General features: G+C 67.4%; 21 protein-coding genes. 14 read left to right on the top strand and 7 right to left on the bottom strand.

The genetic code is table 11. From position 1 onward, the window contains the following. Positions 1–59: 59 nt before the first annotated feature. From DFR41_RS11850 to DFR41_RS11800, 11 genes are all read left to right on the top strand, one after another. Complete coding sequence (locus DFR41_RS11850; RefSeq protein WP_043116427.1) at positions 60–614, top strand: ubiquinone biosynthesis accessory factor UbiJ; 555 nt, start codon at positions 60–62, stop codon at positions 612–614. Beyond that, on the top strand, positions 611–2,176 hold the full coding sequence (gene ubiB, locus DFR41_RS11845; RefSeq protein WP_017758789.1) for a ubiquinone biosynthesis regulatory protein kinase UbiB: 1,566 nt from the start codon (positions 611–613) through the stop codon (positions 2,174–2,176). Before DFR41_RS11850 ends, ubiB begins: the two co-directional genes overlap by 4 nt. Positions 2,177–2,235: 59 nt before the next feature. Beyond that, positions 2,236–3,678 carry a high affinity choline transporter 1 gene (locus tag DFR41_RS11840; protein ID WP_017758790.1) on the top strand — a complete coding sequence of 481 codons (1,443 nt, stop codon included), beginning with the start codon at positions 2,236–2,238 and terminating at the stop codon, positions 3,676–3,678. A 125-nt stretch (positions 3,679–3,803) separates the two neighbouring features. After that, positions 3,804–4,136: an FmdB family zinc ribbon protein gene (locus DFR41_RS11835; RefSeq protein ID WP_114802830.1), complete on the top strand. Its 333-nt coding sequence runs from the start codon at positions 3,804–3,806 to the stop codon at positions 4,134–4,136. A gap of 22 nt (positions 4,137–4,158) precedes the next feature. Next, on the top strand, positions 4,159–4,782 hold the full coding sequence (locus DFR41_RS11830) for a DUF502 domain-containing protein (RefSeq protein ID WP_114802829.1): 624 nt from the start codon (positions 4,159–4,161) through the stop codon (positions 4,780–4,782). 46 nt (positions 4,783–4,828) lie between these two features. Then, positions 4,829–6,634, top strand: coding sequence for an aspartate--tRNA ligase (gene aspS / locus DFR41_RS11825; RefSeq protein WP_017761752.1), 1,806 nt, complete (start codon positions 4,829–4,831; stop codon positions 6,632–6,634). A gap of 66 nt (positions 6,635–6,700) precedes the next feature. Then, positions 6,701–7,177, top strand: coding sequence for a dihydroneopterin triphosphate diphosphatase (gene nudB, locus DFR41_RS11820; RefSeq protein ID WP_017761753.1), 477 nt, complete (start codon positions 6,701–6,703; stop codon positions 7,175–7,177). Then, positions 7,174–7,962, top strand: coding sequence for an endonuclease/exonuclease/phosphatase family protein (locus tag DFR41_RS11815; protein WP_017761754.1), 789 nt, complete (start codon positions 7,174–7,176; stop codon positions 7,960–7,962). The genes nudB and DFR41_RS11815 overlap by 4 nt, the downstream gene beginning before the upstream one ends. A 127-nt stretch (positions 7,963–8,089) precedes the next feature. Beyond that, the gene (gene folE / locus DFR41_RS11810) at positions 8,090–8,821 is read left to right on the top strand and encodes a GTP cyclohydrolase I (RefSeq protein WP_017761755.1); all 732 of its coding nucleotides are present in this window, start codon (positions 8,090–8,092) and stop codon (positions 8,819–8,821) included. 4 nt (positions 8,822–8,825) lie between these two features. Continuing rightward, positions 8,826–9,248: a BLUF domain-containing protein gene (locus DFR41_RS11805; protein ID WP_114802828.1), complete on the top strand. Its 423-nt coding sequence runs from the start codon at positions 8,826–8,828 to the stop codon at positions 9,246–9,248. Between the two features lie 89 nt (positions 9,249–9,337). Next, the gene (locus DFR41_RS11800) at positions 9,338–10,105 is read left to right on the top strand and encodes a DUF429 domain-containing protein (RefSeq protein ID WP_244917721.1); all 768 of its coding nucleotides are present in this window, start codon (positions 9,338–9,340) and stop codon (positions 10,103–10,105) included. Between the two features lie 27 nt (positions 10,106–10,132). Here DFR41_RS11800 and DFR41_RS11795 read toward each other — a convergent pair whose 3' ends face one another. The 6 genes from DFR41_RS11795 to DFR41_RS11770 all read right to left on the bottom strand — a co-directional run bounded on the left by DFR41_RS11795 (position 10,133) and on the right by DFR41_RS11770 (position 13,721). Next, positions 10,133–10,675, bottom strand: a complete 543-nt coding sequence (locus DFR41_RS11795) for a ferritin-like domain-containing protein (RefSeq protein WP_017761758.1) — start codon at positions 10,673–10,675, stop codon at positions 10,133–10,135. Beyond that, entirely contained in the window at positions 10,672–11,151 is a 480-nt protein-coding gene (locus tag DFR41_RS11790) for a hypothetical protein (protein WP_081682069.1), read from the bottom strand. The genes DFR41_RS11795 and DFR41_RS11790 overlap by 4 nt, the downstream gene beginning before the upstream one ends. Continuing rightward, positions 11,138–11,524 (bottom strand): hypothetical protein, encoded by a 387-nt coding sequence (locus DFR41_RS11785; RefSeq protein ID WP_017761760.1) that lies wholly within the window; start codon positions 11,522–11,524, stop codon positions 11,138–11,140. The genes DFR41_RS11790 and DFR41_RS11785 overlap by 14 nt, the downstream gene beginning before the upstream one ends. A 29-nt stretch (positions 11,525–11,553) precedes the next feature. Beyond that, the gene (locus tag DFR41_RS11780) at positions 11,554–11,931 is read right to left on the bottom strand and encodes a hypothetical protein (protein WP_017761761.1); all 378 of its coding nucleotides are present in this window, start codon (positions 11,929–11,931) and stop codon (positions 11,554–11,556) included. Between the two features lie 75 nt (positions 11,932–12,006). Continuing rightward, the gene (locus tag DFR41_RS11775) at positions 12,007–12,171 is read right to left on the bottom strand and encodes a DUF1328 domain-containing protein (protein ID WP_017761762.1); all 165 of its coding nucleotides are present in this window, start codon (positions 12,169–12,171) and stop codon (positions 12,007–12,009) included. A gap of 197 nt (positions 12,172–12,368) precedes the next feature. Beyond that, a complete protein-coding gene (locus DFR41_RS11770) occupies positions 12,369–13,721 on the bottom strand; it encodes a CHASE3 domain-containing protein (RefSeq protein WP_017761763.1) in 1,353 nt (450 codons plus the stop codon). 101 nt (positions 13,722–13,822) lie between these two features. Here DFR41_RS11770 and DFR41_RS11765 point away from each other — a divergent pair, with 101 nt between their 5' ends. Further along, positions 13,823–14,455, top strand: coding sequence for a response regulator (locus tag DFR41_RS11765; RefSeq protein ID WP_017761764.1), 633 nt, complete (start codon positions 13,823–13,825; stop codon positions 14,453–14,455). Between the two features lie 86 nt (positions 14,456–14,541). Here the strand turns inward: DFR41_RS11765 and DFR41_RS11760 are convergent, their stop codons facing one another. Further along, a complete protein-coding gene (locus tag DFR41_RS11760; protein ID WP_017761765.1) occupies positions 14,542–14,934 on the bottom strand; it encodes a response regulator in 393 nt (130 codons plus the stop codon). A gap of 331 nt (positions 14,935–15,265) precedes the next feature. Here DFR41_RS11760 and DFR41_RS27680 point away from each other — a divergent pair, with 331 nt between their 5' ends. Both DFR41_RS27680 and DFR41_RS11755 read left to right on the top strand, forming a co-directional pair. Next, complete coding sequence (locus DFR41_RS27680) at positions 15,266–15,436, top strand: hypothetical protein (protein WP_155946965.1); 171 nt, start codon at positions 15,266–15,268, stop codon at positions 15,434–15,436. A gap of 18 nt (positions 15,437–15,454) precedes the next feature. After that, the gene (locus DFR41_RS11755) at positions 15,455–17,503 is read left to right on the top strand and encodes an AsmA family protein (RefSeq protein WP_114802826.1); all 2,049 of its coding nucleotides are present in this window, start codon (positions 15,455–15,457) and stop codon (positions 17,501–17,503) included. Position 17,504: the final 1 nt, after the last annotated feature.

The following is a 17,504-nucleotide window of genomic DNA, read 5'->3' as shown; positions in this document are numbered from 1 at the left end:
CCCGTGGGACGGGTCCGGGTTTCTGCTTCGGCAGCGGCCCGCCACCAGATAATGGGGACATGGTCACACCATCGTCCCCATTTGCTTTCGTGGAATCGCTGTTCGAGCGCATCGGCGAGCGCCTGCAGCCGCCCGCCTGGGCCATCCACGAGGTCCAGCACCGTGCCGTGCTCTTCCTGAATCACGTGCTGCAGCAGGAGCCCGAGGCGCAGGATCGCCTGGCGCGGCAGAAGGGGCGGGTGGTGCTCTTCCGCTGGCGCACGATGCACATGCGCCTGGTCGCCACGCCGGCCGGCCTGCTCGACGTGGCGCCCGAGGCGGCCCTGCCTGATCTGACGCTGACCATCACCGAGACCTCGCCCTTCGCCCTGGCCGGCGCCCAGTTGCGCGGCGACAAGCCCAAGGTCGAGATCGAAGGCGACGTGCAGCTCGCGGCCGAGGTCAACTGGCTGGTCGACCACGTACGCTGGGACGTCGAGGACGACCTGGCGCGCCTGATCGGCGATGCGCCAGCCCACGCCGTGGGCAATGCGGCCCGCAAGGTGGCCGGCGCGCTGCGCCAGTTCGTGGACCGCGCCGCACGGCCGCGGTCTTCCGGCGGCAGCGCCGAATGAGGCGCATCGCCCGCGGCTTCTTCATCGTCTGGGTCGCGCTGCGCTACGGCCTGGACGAGCTCGTCCTCACCAGCTTCCAGAATCCGCTGATCCGCCGGCTGGCGCGCATCCTGACGCTGGGTCGGCGCCTGGAAGCACCGCGTGGCCAGCGCCTGCGCGAGGCACTCGAAAGCCTGGGCCCGATCTTCGTCAAGTTCGGCCAGGTGCTGTCCACGCGGCGCGACCTGCTGCCGCCCGACATCGCCGACGAGCTCGCCTGGCTGCAGGATCGTGTGCCGCCCTTCGACTCGGCCATTGCCGTGGCGACCATCGAGCGTGCCTTCCGCCGGCCCATTGCCGAGATCTTCGAGCAGTTCGACACCACGCCGGTGGCGAGTGCCTCCATCGCGCAGGTGCACTTCGCCACCCTGCGCCTGCCCGACGGCAGCCTGCGCGAAGTCGCCGTCAAGGTGCTGCGCCCTGGCATGCGCAAGGTCATCGACAAGGACCTGGAGCTGATGGCCATGATGGCCGGCTGGGTCGAGGGCCTGTCGGCCGACGGCAAGCGGCTGAAGCCGCGGCAGGTGGTGGCCGAGTTCGACAAGTACCTGCACGACGAGCTGGACCTGGTGCGCGAGGCCGCCAATGCCGCCCAGCTGCGCCGCAACATGGCCAAGCTCGACATGCTCCTGATCCCCGAGATGTTCTGGGACTGGTGCCATCCCGAAGTGATGGTGATGGAGCGCATGAAGGGCGTGCCCATCGCCCAGCTCGACCGCATCCGTGCGGCCGGCGTGGACATCAAGAAGCTGGCCCGCGACGGCGTGACCATCTTCTTCACCCAGGTGTTCCGCGACGGCTTCTTCCACGGCGACATGCACCCGGGCAACATCCAGGTGAGCCTGGCGCCCGAGACCTTCGGTCGCTACATCGCGCTGGACTTCGGCATCGTGGGCACGCTCACCGAGTCCGACAAGGAATACCTGGCGCAGAACTTCGCCGCCTTCTTCCGCCGCGACTACAAGCGCGTGGCCGAGCTGCACCTGGAAAGCGGCTGGGTGCCGCCCGGCACGCGCATCGACGAACTGGAGGCCGCCATCCGCACGGTGTGCGAGCCCTACTTCGACCGGCCGCTGCGGCAGATCTCGCTGGGCATGGTGCTGATGCGCCTGTTCCAGACCTCGCGCCGCTTTCATGTGGAAATCCAGCCGCAGCTGGTGCTGCTGCAGAAGACGCTGCTCAACATCGAAGGCCTGGGCCGCCAGCTCGACCCCGAGCTGGACCTGTGGGCCACGGCCAAGCCCTTCCTCGAGAAGTGGATGGCCGACCAGATCGGCCCGCGCAAGCTGTGGGAGCAGCTGCGGGCCGAGGGCCCGCGCTACGCCAAGCTGCTGCCGCAGCTGCCGCGCCTGCTGCACGACTACCTGGCGCAGCGTCCCGGCGACGATCGTCGCGAACTGCAAGAACTGCTCGCGGCCCACAAGCGCACCCACCGGCTGCTGCAGGCCGTGATCTGGGGTGGCACGGGATTTGTATTGGGCATGCTGGTCATGCAGGTGCTGCCGCGACTGCACTGGCTCTGAGCGATTTCCCTTTCGTCTTTCCGGTTCCAACAACAAGCCTTGATCGAGGAGAACCCGTCGTGCTGCTGTCACTGGTCATCGTCTACCTGCTGGTCACCATCGGCATCGGCCTGTACGCGGCCCGGCGGGTGAAGAACACGACCGACTTCGCGATCGCCGGCCGGCATCTGCCGTTGTTCATGATCGTGACCACCACCTTCGCCACCTGGTTCGGGTCGGAGACGGTGCTGGGCATCCCGGCCAAGTTCATCGAGGGCGGCCTGGGCGGCGTGGTGGAAGACCCCTTCGGCGCCGGCACCTGCCTGATCCTGGTGGGCCTGTTCTTCGCCGGCAAGCTCTACCGCATGACGCTGCTGACCATCAGCGACTACTACCGCGAGCGCTATGGCCGTTTCATTGAGGTGGTGTGTTCGCTGATCATCATGCTGAGCTACCTGGGCTGGGTGTCGGCGCAGGTCACGGCGCTGGGGCTGGTGTTCAACCTGCTGTCTGGCGGCGCGGTGAGCGTGCCCTGGGGCATGGTGATCGGCGTCATCTCCATCCTGGCGTACACGCTCTTCGGCGGCATGTGGTCGGTGGCCGTCACCGACTTCGTGCAGATGATCATCCTGGTGGCGGGCCTGTCGATCATCGCGGTCTTCGCCGGCAACATGGCCGGCGGCGCCGACAAGGTGATCGACCTGGCGGCGAGCAAGGAGCTCTTCAAGTTCTGGCCCGAGCCGAGCTGGCACGACATCGTCTTCTTCTTCGCCGCCGCCATCACGATGATGCTGGGCTCCATTCCGCAGCAGGACGTGTTCCAGCGCGTGATGTCGGCCAACAGCACCAAGGCCGCCACGCGCGGCCCGGTGATCGGCGGCGTGGCCTACATCCTCTTCGCGGCCGTGCCCATGTTCCTGGTGGCGAGCGCGCTGATCATCATGCCCGAGCAGACCACGGCGCTGCTCAAGGAGGATCCGCAGAAGGTGCTGCCCACGCTGGTGATGGAGAAGATGCCCTTCGTCATGCAGGTGTTCTTCTTCGGGGCGCTGCTGTCGGCCATCAAGTCCACCGCGTCGGCGACGCTCCTGGCACCCAGCGTGACCTTCACCGAGAACATCTGGCGCCAGTTCCGCCCCCAGGGCACGGACCGGGAGAACCTGCGCACCATGCGCATCACCGTGCTGGTGTTCAGTGGGGCGGTGCTGGCCTACGCCATCCGCATGCAGGGCACCTCGATCTACGAGCTGGTGTCCGGCGCCTACCAGGTGCCGCTGGTCGGCGCCTTCGTGCCGCTGGTCTTCGGCTTGTACTGGAACCGGGCCACCACTCAGGGCGCCGTGGCGGCGGTGCTGCTGGGCGTCGGCGTTTGGCTGGCCGGCCTGGCGCTGCCGTGGGGCGAGGTGTTTCCGGCGCAGCTGGCCGGCGTGCTGGCTTCGGCGGCGGGCATGGTCGTCGGTTCCCTGCTGCCGCAGTGGGTGGCCAACCGGCGCATGCCGCACCGGATGCTGGCTGGCGAATAAGGCGCTGCAGGCGCTGGCCCTCGCCACCCCAGGCTGGGGAAAGCCCGGGGCCGGTGCCTATAATCGCGGGCTTTGCGCGGCGGCCGCCGGCCGCCCGTTTCACGTCTTCCCCAGCAGCTTTTTCCATGCCCATCTACGCCTACAAATGCAGCGCCTGCGGCTTTGCCAAGGATGTGCTGCAGAAGATGTCGGATGCGCCGCTCACCGTCTGCCCTTCCTGCGGTGCGGCCTCGTTCAGCAAGCAATTGACCGCCGCCGGCTTCCAGCTCAAGGGCTCTGGCTGGTACGTCACCGATTTCCGCGAGGGCGGCTCGAACACCGGCAAGTCCGGCGGCAGCGCACCGGCTCCAGCCCCCGCCAGCGGCGATGCCGCGGCCCCCGCGCCGGCGGCCGCGCCTGCAGCGGCGTCGCCGGCTCCTGCTGCACCGGCCCCGGCGCCCGCCGCCAAGGCCGACTGACCCTCGCCTCGCACATCGCACCATGCTCGCCCTGCGCAAGTGGCTCCTTTCCGGCCTCCTGGTCATCGTGCCGCTGGCCGTGACCCTGGGCGTGCTCAACTGGATCGTCGGCACCCTCGATCAGACGCTCTGGCTGCTGCCCGAGCACTGGCAGGACTGGCTGTCCGCCCATCGCATCCGCGGCCTGGGCGTGCTGCTTACGCTGGCCATCCTGCTGGCGGTCGGCGCCGTGGCCAGCAACTTCATCGGCAAGCGGCTGCTGGGCTGGGGTGATGCGCTCGTGCGCCGCATCCCGGTGGTGCGCTCCATCTACTCCAGCGTCAAGCAGGTCTCGGACACGCTGTTCTCCGAAAGCGGCAATGCCTTCCGCACCGCGGTGCTGGTGCAATGGCCGCGCGAGGGCATGTGGACCATCGCCTTCGTCACCGGCGCACCCGGCGGCGACGTGGTCAACCACCTGCACGGCGACTACCTGGGCGTGTACGTGCCCACCACGCCCAACCCCACGGGCGGCTACTTCGTCATGCTCCGGCGCAGCGACTGCATCGAGCTGAAGATGAGCGTCGACGAGGCGCTGAAGTACATCGTCTCGATGGGCGTGGTGGTGCCGGGCGGCCCTGCCGCGCTGCCCACCAAGCAATCCTGACATCACAAACAAGAAGGCGCCCCGCGCGGGGCGCAGGAATCCAAGCATGGCCATGCGTTCTCACTACTGCGGTCTCGTGACCGAGGCCCTGATGGGCGAAACCGTCACCCTGTGCGGCTGGGTCAATCGCCGCCGTGACCATGGCGGCGTGATCTTCGTCGACTTGCGCGACCGCGAAGGCTATGTGCAGGTGGTGTGCGACCCCGACCGCGCCACCACTTTCGCCGCCGCCGAAGGCCTGCGCAACGAGTTCTGCGTCCAGGTCAAGGGCATCGTCCGTGCCCGGCCCGAGGGCACCACCAACGACGGCCTCAAGAGCGGCAAGATCGAGGTGCTGGCGCACGAGCTGAAGGTGCTCAATCCCTCCGTCACGCCGCCCTTCCTGCTGGACGACGACAACCTGTCGGAGACCACCCGCCTCACGCACCGCGTGCTCGACCTGCGCCGCCCCGCGATGCAGAAGAACATGATGACGCGCTACAAGGTGACGATGGAGGCACGCAAGTTCCTCGACGCCAACGGCTTCATCGACATCGAGACGCCTATGCTGGGCAAGTCCACGCCCGAGGGTGCGCGCGACTACCTGGTGCCCAGCCGCGTGCACGACGGTGCCTTCTACGCGCTGCCGCAGTCGCCCCAGCTCTACAAGCAGATGCTGATGGTGTCGGGTTACGACCGCTACTACCAGATCGTCAAGTGCTTCCGCGACGAGGACCTGCGCGCCGACCGCCAGCCCGAGTTCACGCAGATCGACATCGAGACATCCTTCCTCACCGAGGACGAGATCCGCGACATGTTCGAGGGCATGATCCGCAACGTCTTCCGCAATGTGGCCGACATCGACCTGGGCGTGTTCCCGGTCATGAGCTACGGCGACGCGATGTTCAAGTACGGCTCCGACAAGCCGGACCTGCGCGTCAAACTCGAGTTCACCGAGCTCACCGAGGTGATGAAGCGGGTGGAGTTCAAGGTCTTCTCCGGCGCCGCCAACATGGACGGCGGCCGCGTGGTGGCCCTGCGCGTGCCCGGCGGCGGCGTGGCCGAAGGTGGGCTGTCGCGCGGCGACATCGACGGCTACACCGAGTTCGTCAAGATCTACGGCGCCAAGGGCCTGGCCTACATCAAGGTCAACGACTGGTCGCTGGGCCGCGAGGGCCTGCAGAGCCCGATCGTGAAGAACCTGGACGACAACGCCCTGGGCGAGATCATCGCCCGCACCGGCGCGCGCAACGGCGACCTGATCTTCTTCGGCGCCGACAAGGCCAAGGTGGTCAACGACGCCATCGGCGCGCTGCGCGTGAAGATCGGCCAGAGCGCCTTCGGCCGCAAGAACGGCCTGTTCGAGGATCGCTGGGCACCGCTGTGGGTGGTGGACTTCCCGATGTTCGAGTTCGACGAGGACAACCAGCGCTGGAGCGCGGTGCACCATCCGTTCACCAGCCCCAAGGACGGCCACGAGGACCTGATGGACACAGCGCCCGAGAAGTGCCTGGCCAAGGCCTATGACATGGTGCTCAACGGCATCGAGATGGGTGGCGGTTCGGTGCGTATCCATCGCGAGGAAGTGCAGAGCAAGGTGTTCCGCGCCCTCAAGATCTCGGCCGAGGACGCGCAGCTCAAGTTCGGCTACCTGCTGGACGCCCTGCAGTACGGCGCGCCCCCGCACGGCGGCATCGCCATCGGCCTGGACCGCCTGGTCATGCTGATGACCGGCGCCGAGTCGATCCGCGACGTGATCGCCTTCCCCAAGACGCAGCGTGCGCAGGACCTGCTGACGCAGGCGCCGAGCGCCGTGGACGAGAAGCAATTGCGCGAGCTGCACATCCGCCTGCGCAACCCGCAACCGGTCTGAGGACTGGCCCGGCCGACGCGGTCCCACATGCGGGGCCGCGGTGGGCGGGCGCCCCGTCTCCCGATCATGGCCACGGACATGCCGCCGACGGCCTTCAAGATCCCGCAGTCGGTGCTGGTGGTCATCCACACGCCGGCGCTGGAGGTGCTGCTCATCCGCCGTGCCGGCGTCACGCCGCCCTTCTGGCAGTCGGTGACGGGTAGCAAGGATTGGCCCGAGGAAAGCTGGTCTGCCGCCGCCGCGCGCGAGGTGTCCGAGGAGACCGGCATCCGTTGCGGCCCGGGTACGCCGCTGGCGCTGCAGGACTGGGGCCTGGAGAACGTCTACGACATTTACCCGCGCTGGCTGCATCGCTATGGGCCGGGCGTGACGCGCAACACCGAGCATCTCTTCGGTCTGTGCTTGCCCGAGGCCATCACACCCGTGCTTGCACCGCGCGAGCACGATGCCTGGCAATGGCTGCCCTGGCGCGAGGCAGCCGACACCTGCTTTTCCCCTTCCAACGCGGAAGCCATCCTGCTGCTGCCACAATTTCGCGCATGACTGCTGCGCATCCCACGAGCGGCCCCGGCCGGCCTGAAAGCGAGTTCGGCGCCCTGTCGACGCTGCGGGTGGCCACCTACAACATCCACAAGGGCGTGCAGGGCGTGGGCCCGGCGCGGCGGCTGGAGATCCACAACCTGGGCCATGCCGTCGAGCAGCTCGACGCCGACCTGGTGTGCCTCCAGGAGGTGCGCAAGCTCAACCGCCAGGGCGAACGCCGCTTCGCCCGCTGGCCGGAGCAGCCGCAGGCCGACTTCCTCTGCCCCGAGGGCTACCGGGCCGTCTACGAGACCAATGCCTACACCCGCCACGGCGAGCACGGCAATGCGCTGCTCACGCGCTGGCCGGTGGTGCGCCATGGCCATGAGGACATGTCCGACCACCGCTTCGAACAGCGCGGCCTGCTGCACGTGGAAGTGACCCTCGGCAGCCAGCCGGTGCATGCCATCGTCGTGCACCTGGGGCTGATCCGCGGCAGCCGGGTGCGGCAGGTGGCGCAGCTGCAGCGCTACGTCGAACGCGAGGTGCCGCCCGGCGAGCCGCTGGTGGTGGCTGGCGACTTCAATGACTGGGGTGCGCGCATGCGGCCGGCCATGAACGACGTGGGCCTGGTCGACCTGGTGATGCCGCGCTGCGCGACCTATCCCTCGCGGTTGCCGCTGGCGCAACTGGACTTCATCTACGGCCGGGGGCTGCGGCCCGTGTCGCTGTCTGTGCCCCGCGGGCGCATCTGGGCCCGCATGTCGGACCACTTGCCGTTGGTGGCCGAGTTCGCGTTGGACTGAATGTGCAGGCAGCCGTGGTGCGCTACGCCCGACGCACCATGGTCGGATCACAGCGGCCCATGGCGGTACGTGGGATTGGGCGCTGCGCGCCCGTGATGAAAAAACCCTGCTGTTACGATTCCGCCCCATGTTGATCCCCGCCCAGCCTGAGGACCGTTCCGCCGTTGCGGCGAGCGACGAGGGCACGCCCGTCTCCGTCAAGATCCGCGAGCGCCTCAAGGCCGCACGCCATCGCTTCCACGCCAACGACAACATCGCCGAGTTCATCGAACCTGGCGAGCTGGAGGCGCTGCTCGACGAGGTCGAGGTCAAGATGCGCGATGTGCTGCACAGCCTGGTGATCGACATCGACAGCGACCACAACACGGGCAATACGGCCCGCCGCGTGGCCAAGATGTACCTCAACGAGGTGTTCCGTGGCCGCTATGTGCACGGGCCCAGCCTCACCGAATTCCCCAATGCCGAGCGGCTGAACGAGCTGATGATCGTCGGCCCGATCACCGTGCGCAGTGCCTGCTCCCACCACTTCTGCCCGATCATGGGCAAGCTGTGGATTGGCGTGATGCCGAACGAGCACACCAACGTCATCGGCCTGTCCAAGTACGCGCGCCTGGCCGAGTGGGTGATGGGCCGGCCGCAGATCCAGGAAGAGGCCGTGGTGCAACTGGCCGACCTGATCCAGGAGAAGACCCAGCCCGACGGCCTGGCCCTGGTGATGGAGGCCGAGCATTTCTGCATGCAGTGGCGCGGCGTGAAGGAGACGGACAGCAAGATGATCAATTCCGTCATGCGCGGCGTCTTCCTCAAGGACCCGAACCTGCGCCGCGAATTCCTCGCGCTGCTTCCACGCAAGGGGTGATGCCATGCTCGTGCGCCTTCTCTATGCCAGCCGTGCCGTCGACGTGTCGCCGGCCGCACTCGACAGCATCCTGTCCACCGGGCGGACCCACAACACGGCGTCGGGCATCACCGGCATCCTCTGCTACGGCGGTGGCGTGTTCCTGCAGGCGCTGGAAGGCGGCCGCATGGCCGTGAATACGCTGTATGCGCAGATCCTGCGCGACCCCCGCCACAAGGACGTGGCACTGCTGCACTACGAAGAGATCCTGGAGCGCCGCTTCGGTGGCTGGACCATGGGCCAGGTCAACCTCAACAAGCTCAACGCGAGCACGGTGCTCAAGTATTCCGAGCGCCCGGAGCTTGATCCGTATGCCGTTTCGGGCAAGGTCTCTCTGGCGCTTCTCGAAGAGTTGATGGCCACGGCGGCCATCGTCGGCAGGCCCTGAAGGTCATCGCTGCCGCGGCGGCAGTCCAGCGGGCGAAGCGCCTGGTCGGCTGCGACTTTTCGAGCACGCCCACGCGCCGCAAGCCCGTCGTGCTGGCCTGGGGGCGATGCGATGGCGACGAGGTGCTCGTCGAGGCGCTGGAATCCTTTCCGACGCTGGACGCCTGGACCGACCGCCTCGCCGCCGAGCCGGCGTGGGTCGGGGGTTTCGACTTTCCCTTCGGCCTGCCGCGGGAGTTCGTGCTGGCCCAGGGCTGGCCGCTGGACTGGGCGGCCTGCATGGCGGTCTACGCCGGATGGAGCCGAGCCGAGTTGCGCGAGCGATTCATCGCCTTCTGCGCCGCACGGCCGGTGGGGGCCAAATTCGCCCACCGCGCCACCGACAGGCCGGCGGGTTCGAGCCCCTCGATGAAGTGGATCAATCCCCCGGTCGCCTGGATGATGCATGCGGGCGTGCCGCGACTCCTGGCGGCTGGCGCGTGGTTGCCGGGGCAGGGCGGCATGCCGGGAGCGCCCAAGGTCGCGCTGGAGGCCTATCCCGGACTGGTGGCGCGTGACCTGCTCGGCACGCAAAGCTACAAGAGCGACGAGCGCGGCAAACAGACGCCCGATCGCCTGGAGGCGCGGCAGCGCCTGATCACCCATCTGGAGGCCGGAAAAGGGCGGCTGGGCCTACGCCTCGTCTTGCCGAGCGAGCTCCGCGAAGCGCTGGCCTGCGATGGCAGCGGGGACTCGCTGGACGCCGTGCTGTGCCTCATGCTTGCGGCCTGGGGCGAGCAGCGCGCCCAAAGCGAAGGGCCGGGGTATGGACTCCCGGCCCGGATGGATCCGCTCGAAGGCTGGATCGTCGGCGCCTGAGCGGCGCGGGGTGCGGCGGACGAGGGCTTACTTGTCCATCCAGTCGCTCAGCTCGTCGGCATGCTCTTCCTCATCGGCGAGGATCTCTTCGAGCATGCGACGCGTGGTCGAGTCCTTGTCACCGATCAAGGCCACCATCTGGCGGTAACTCTCGACCGCGATGCGCTCGGCCTTGAGGTTGGCACGCACCATGGCCTGCAGATCCTTCGACTCGTCGTAGTCGGCATGGCTGCGCTTCGACAGGCTGTCGGGCTGGAAGTTGGGCTCGCCACCCAGTTGCACGATGCGCTCGGCAATGCGATCGGCGTGTGCCGACTCTTCGTTGGCGTGCACCAGAAACTCGTCGGCAATTGCAGGCGATTCCACGCCCTTGGCGGTGAAGTAGTGGCGCTTGTAGCGCAGCACGCACACCAGTTCGGTAGCGAGCGCGTCATTGAGCAGCTTGACGATGTCGTCGCGCCACGGGCCATAACTGGGCGTGACGGCGCCATCGTCCAGGCTCTTCGCGGCGGCATCGATGGCCGTCTGGTCGAGTTGGAGGGGCTGACGGGCTGCAAGGGTGTCGTTCATGGCATTTCCTTTCGTGGGGGAGAGTCTGGTTCTGGGCGGGACATGGCCAAGGTGGTGATGAGGTCGGCCACATCGGAGGTGCGCAGCAGCAGCGCCAACAGCGCGGTGCCGGACAGCAGCCGCCATGGCCGGGTCAGCGCGAGCACCGAACCCGCCGCAGCCGCTCCCGCCACCAGCTTGGCAGGATGCCGGCTGGCGTAGCCCTGCAACAGAGGGTGCGCGAGCTGCCCCGCGGCATGCAGGGGATGCCGCTGCCACCAGCGTCGGGCCATGTTGCGGCCCATGTCCAGCCAGGGCAGCTTTCGAAGCACGGACGCGCTGCGCGCCGCCACACCTTGCGCTGAACCCGTCCCGCGGCTGCGTTGCGGCGGAGGAGGCGGTATGAGTGCATCCAGCAAAGCCAATCGAGATTGGGCCAGGCGCTGCTCGGGTGTCAGAGGCAGCCCCGTGTCATCGATGCGGTCAGCGATCGGCATGGCTGCTTTCGGAGAGGGCGTGGAGTACCTGAATGTCTTCGGCCGCCTGGTTCTTCAGTCCGGCGAAGAGGGGCAGTTGAGGCGGCCTCAACGCGAGTGCGATGCCCACGAGCATCAGCACCAGCGCCACGCCGGGCACGATCAGCAGCACCCACTCGAAGCGCCCGTGGAGCACGCCCAGCATCACAGCCACGCCACCCCACCCCAGCGTGAACAAGGCGCCGAGCAGGGCGATCGCGCCGCCAATGGCACGCGTCACCACCGACCGGCCGGCCTCCGCCACCTCGACCTTGGCCAAGGCGACGTAATTCAGGAGATGGCGCCCGACCAGCGCAGGATGTCGCAGGGCTGCGGAAATGACAGGATGGAGCATGTGCGGTGGTCGGTACGCCCGGGCGTCGATCAGTAGTCGTCGCCGCTGCGGCGGCTGGCAAGCACGATGAGTGCGGTGATTGCGGCACCCGCCGCCGCCGCAATCAGCACGGAGCGGACGGGCTGGTCGGCGATATAGCGGGTCGTCACCGTGGCGGCCTCGCCGAAGCGTTCCTGGGCGCGGCTGGTGGTCTTCGATGCGGCTTCCAGGCCGCGCTGGACCGCCTGCTGAACGCGCGACGCGATCTGTTCCACCGTCGGCTCCACCTCGCCGCGCAGCTGCCGCACCTTCTGGCCGGTCGCATCGACGGCGTTCTTGGCGTAGGTGCGCGTGCTCTCGGCCGCATCCTGGGCGGCGCCGCGCAGTTCGTCGGCAAGTTGGGAGGGGGTCTTGGCGGTCGAGTTCATGGAGAAGTCCTTGTGGATGGGATGGGAAAGAAGTCAGCCCGCCGGCCGTGGCCGGCGTGCAAAGATGCTAGCGCCTCAACGCCGGCGCAACAGACCCGCGATGAAGCTGGCAATCGTCAGGATGGCGAAGATCACGAACAGGAGCTTCGCAATGCCCACGGCGCCGGCAGCGATGCCGCCGAAGCCGAACAGCGCGGCCACCAGCGCGATGACGAGGAAGACGACGGTGTAGTGCAGCATGGCAGGCTCCTTTCATGCTTGTGCCCACCGGTACCCTGGAGCGGGACCGCAGGTGAAGGCACCTTGTGTTTGCCGATGGCAAGAGCTTAAGGAGCAGGCCCGCCCCGGACCTGTCAGCAGCAGGGTCCGGGGGGCGTAGGAAAGCGGCGAATCGGGCTGCCCGTAGGGCTGGATGCGCCCTTGCGGCGGGCGCCGCCCTACTGCTTGGGCATCACGGCATGCAGACGCGTGCCATGCCCCGGACTGCTGTCCACCGACAGCTTGCCGCCTGCGGCCTGCACGCGATGGCGCATGCCGGCCAGGCCGTGGCTCGCACGTGCGGCCTGCTGCTGCAGGTCGAAGCCCCGGCCGTTGTCGCTGACTTCCACCTCGACATGGTTCTCATAGTCCTTGAGGACGATGGTGGCCTCCTGGGCCTGGGCGTACTTGCCGATGTTGGTGAGGCCTTCCTGCACCATGCGGTAGATGGTGAGCTGGCGCGACTCGTCCAGTTCGACCGGCTCCAGCGCCATGTCGACCTGGATGCCCGAGCGCTCGGCGAATTCGCGGCCGAGGATCTCGAGCGAGGCCACCAGGCCGAGGTTCGACAGCGACGAGGGCCGCAGGTCCTCGATGATGCGCCGCTTGAGGGCGATGCCCGAATTCAGCAACTCGGTCAGGTGGGCCAGGCGCTGGGCGGCATCCGGCGAATCGCCCAGGCGCGACTTGAGCCGCGCCACATCGAGCTTGGCGGCCGTGAGCAGGGCGCCCAGTTCGTCGTGCAGTTCACGGGCCAGGTAGCCGCGCTCGGACTCCCGCACCTCCTGCAGGTGCGTCGCCAGTTCGGCCAGCGACGCCGTGCGGTCGCGCACCTCCAGTTCCAGCGAGTTGCGTTCCCGTTGCAGCGCCTGCTGCTGGCGGTCGTTGGCCTGTTGCAGTGCCGAGGTCTGGCGAAGATAGAGCACGAAGGCCAGCAGGGCCGCCAGGACGATCAGGCCGATGCCCACACGGGCCAGGCCCAGGGCCTGCGAGATCTGCAGTCGCCCTTCCTCGACCGACCGGGTGCTGAACGCCATGAGCGCATCGGCCTCCTGGCGGATGCCCTGCATTTCCTCCCGACCCACGTCCGTGCTGAGCACGAAGCGCGAGGCGTCGGCATTGCCGGTGCTGAGCATGCGCACGGTCAATTCCATTTCGGCCAGCTTGCGCGACAGGTGGTTGCCAAGTGCGGCCAGATGGCTGCGCTCCATGGGCTTGTCGGCATAGAGCATGCGCAGGCGGTCCATCTGCTTGGGCAGTTCGGCGACCGCGAGGTCATAGGGCTCCCGATAGCGGGGGTCGCCCGTGAGCATGAACCCGCGGGTGCCGGTCTCGGCGTCCAGCGTGTAGCGCAGCAGCAGGTGGATGGACAGCCGCGCCTCCTGCGCGCGGCCGATTTCCTCCAGCGCACGGGTCGACCGGTGATAACCCGATTCATTGAAGGCCACGAGCGCGAACGCCGCCAGGATGGCAAGGCTCAGACTCAAGGCTTTCTTCTTGTAAGCCAACAGCGACAGCTTGTGTTTCAGCATGCGTGAGGGGGAATCGGGCCGTCTATTTATTGAATAATGTTTGTCAACGAAAGCTGTGTTGGCGGTGGCAATAAGCCACTGCGACTCGACAAAGGCAACAAATGATCAAGATTGGCATTGTGGACGACCACGCGATCGTCCGGTCCGGACTGAAGCAGTTTTTCTCGGAGCACGTGGACCTGCGTGTGGTGGGGGAAGCCGCGACGGGCCGTGAGGCGATCGAGCTGGTGCGCACCACCGAGCTGGACGTACTGGTGATGGACCTGTCGATGCCAGGGCAGAGCGGCATCGATGCGCTGGCCATGATTCGGGCCAAGGCACCTGACGTGGGCATCCTGATCCTCAGCGGCTATCCGGAGGAGCACTATGCGATGAACCTCATCCGTCAGGGCGCGAGTGGCTACCTCAACAAGGACTGCGACCCGATGGAAATCGTCAACGCGATCCGCACCATCTCGCTGGGCCGTCGCTACATCACGCCCGCGGTGGCCGAACTGCTGGCCCGCCAACTCGACCGCAAGGACGACGCTGCGCCGCATGAGCAACTCTCCGAGCGCGAATTCCAGGTGTTCCTCAAGCTCGCCAAGGGCGAAACGGCCGGCGAAATCGCGAAGACGCTCTCGCTGTCGGTGAAGACGGTCAGCACCTACCGCACGCGCCTGATGGAGAAGATGAATCTTTCGTCCAACAGCGACCTCACCTATTACGCGCTCAAGAACAAGCTGATCGACTGATCGGCAGGGGCCGCGCCTGCAAGGCGCAGCCCTTGTTGCAGACCGCGCCGGGCTTGGCCTCGCGCGGTCTTTTCTTTTTGCGCGGCTCAGTGCGCGGTCGGTTGCTGGGATTGCCACAGGCAATAGTCGACCAGGGCATCGATCTCGTTGGATTTGTCGAAGACTGCGTCGACGCCCAACTGTGCACACCGGCGGCGGATGTCTGGCGTGGCGTAGTTGCTCAGCACCACCACCTTCTGCTGCGGCTTGCGTTCCCGGCAGGCGCTGAGCACACCCAGTCCGCTGCCTTCCTTGAGAAACAGGTCCACGATGGCCAGTTGCCAATCACCGCGATGGTCGCGCAGCCACTGGCGCGCGTCGGTCTCGGTCTCCGCGTAGCCCACTGCGCTCACCGGCGTGAGCTCTTCAAGCGTTCCCACCAGGTTCTCGCGGATGGTGACGTTGTCTTCGACGATGTAGGTGTGCAGTCTGCCGCTCATGATGGGTGAGACGCCGGCCGGGCCCGGGCCGCGCTTGCGGCAACAGGCAGGCAGTGGCGACCCGATGCTGGTACTGGATAGATCGTAGAAGCGCGTCCTGCCGACCCTGCAATCCCGGATGGCCTGTTGCTGTAGGAGCGTGCCGACGATGGCGCCGTAGGTGTCTGCGCACAGGGGGTGCGGCGACCGGCCGACCTGCGGTCGTGGCGCTGCGAATTAAGGTGTTGCCATTCGTTCAATCTGGTCGTGGGCGGTTGGCAAGGCCGTTGGGGCTCGCCGTCAACGCCCGCGCCTTGCAATCAACATGATGACGGCATCCGAGAGGTGGACCATGAAAGGCATTCTGGGTTTCCTGCTGGCGGGCGGTCTGGCCCTGCTTGCTGCATGGGTGGTCGTGCAGGGCGAACCGGGCTCGGCCGAGTTGCACCTGGTGAACGCCGTCACCGCCGATGCCCCGGGCGGGGTGGGCAAGGGCTGGTTGTCGTTCTTCGTCGGCCCTTGAGGCGGACGGCCGCATTCCATGCATCCATCCCCTGCCACAGCCCCCGCTGCCGCTGTACCACCTCGCGGCGGGCGATGGCTGCGGCGCATCCTGATCGCGCTCGCCATCCTGATCGTCGCGGTGGTGTTGATCGTCCTGTTCTTCCCATGGGATGTCCTGCGCGGTCCCATCAATCGCTACGTGAGCGAGAAGACTGGGCGGCGTTTCGAGATCACGCGGCACCTCGATGTGAAGCCGGGCCTGCGCACGGCGCGCATCACGCTCGATGGCATCGAGTTCGACAACCCCAAGTGGGCAAGGGACCCGCTCCTGGTCGGCGCCGACAAGGCCGAGATCGACATCCGCATCTGGCCGCTGCTGCGCAAGCAGGTGGACATTCCCCGGCTGATGTTGAGCGCCCCCCGGATCGGCCTGCAGATGGAAGAGGATGGGCGCAAGACCTGGGCCCTCGAGAAAGGCGACGATGGCGAAGCAGGCCGCGGCACCACGCCGCGGATCGGCGTGCTGCAGGTCGATGGCGGCCATCTCGATTTCCTGGCCAAGCATCTGGGCGTGGACATGCGCGTCGACTTCGCCTTCGATACCCAGAAGGGCGACATGCCCCTTTCCTACCAGATGAAGGGGCGCTACCAGTCCCAACCGCTGAGTGCCCAGGGTCGCACAGGCAATGTGCTGTTGCTCACGCAGGCCGGAGTGCCGCCCTTTCCTTTCGAGATCCACGCCACGGCCGGCGGAACGCGCCTGGACGCAACAGGCAGCATGGCCGCGCTCACCGAACTGGATGGCGTGGATGCCAAGGTTCGGCTGAAGGGCCGCAACCTGGGCGATCTCTACCGCCTGATCGGCGTGGCGCTGCCGGACACCTCGCCCTACCAGGTCGAAGGCCGCCTGCTCAAGACCGGCAAGACCTGGCAGGCGCAGCAGCTGGCGGGCAAGCTTGGGCTGTCGGACATCGGCGGCGAGCTGCAGTTCGAAAAAGGCGCTGCCCGTCCTAAGCTGAGCGGCAAGCTGGCCTCGAAGGTGATGGACATGGATGACCTCGGCCCGCTCATCGGTCTGCCGCCGACTGAGCGCTCGGCCAAGGCCGTCGAGGGCGTGGAGGCGCCCGCCACGCTGGAGAAGACCCGCCGCCGCGGCGCGGACGTGCGGGTGCTGCCGACCGCGCCCCTGGACTTCGAACGGCTTCGCGCCATGGACGCCGATGTGCGCTACACCGCGGAGCGCATCCGCAATGTGCGCGAGGTGCCGCTGCAGCGCGGCAGCGTGCAGGTGGCGCTCAAGGACGGCGTGCTGGAGCTCAAGCCGCTCGACTTGGGCGTGGCAGGCGGCAGCATCCAGGGTGCCGTGCGCATCGACGGTTCGCGCAACCCGGCCGACATCCGCATGGCGTTGGACGTGAAGGCGCTGCAGCTCAATCAGCTGATTCCCAAGGTCGAATCCACCAAGAGCAGCCTGGGTCGGCTGGATGGCCGCATCAACCTGGCGGGGCAGGGGACGTCCGTCGCCAACTGGCTCGGGGCGGCCTCCGGCGATGTGGCAGCCATGACGGGGCGCGGACAGTTCAGCAACCTCTTGCTGGAAATCGCCGGCCTCGACGGGGGCGAGGTGCTGGAATTCCTGCTTCGCGGCGACAAGAACGTGCGCATGCGCTGCGCGGCGCTGGCCTTCGATGTGAACAAGGGTGTCATGAACGGCCGTACGCTCATCTTCGACACCGACGACACGCTGTTCACCGCGACCGGACAGGCGAGCCTGAAGGACGAGACGCTGGACTTCGTCATCCGGCCGCAACCCAAGGACAAAAGCATCCTGAGCCTGCGCACCCCCCTGACGGTACGTGGGCATTTCGGTGACCCCCGCCCGGGCGTGGAAGCTGCACCGCTGGTCGCGCGCGGCGCTGCGGCCCTGGCACTCGGCGCCATCAACCCGCTGCTGGCGCTGGCGGCCACGGTGGAGACCGGGCCGGGCGAGGACGCCGATTGCGCCGGTGCGTTGGCGGAAGCACGCCGGCCCGAATCGAGCGAGGCGGCCCAGGCGGCGGAACGGGCCAAGGCCGTGCGCCGCTGAG

This window comes from Pseudacidovorax intermedius (assembly GCF_003350475.1).
Classification (GTDB): Bacteria; Pseudomonadota; Gammaproteobacteria; order Burkholderiales; family Burkholderiaceae_C; genus Xenophilus; species Xenophilus intermedius.
The sequence above is the reverse complement of the archived record's forward strand: the minus strand, read 5'-3'. Positions and strand labels throughout refer to the sequence as shown.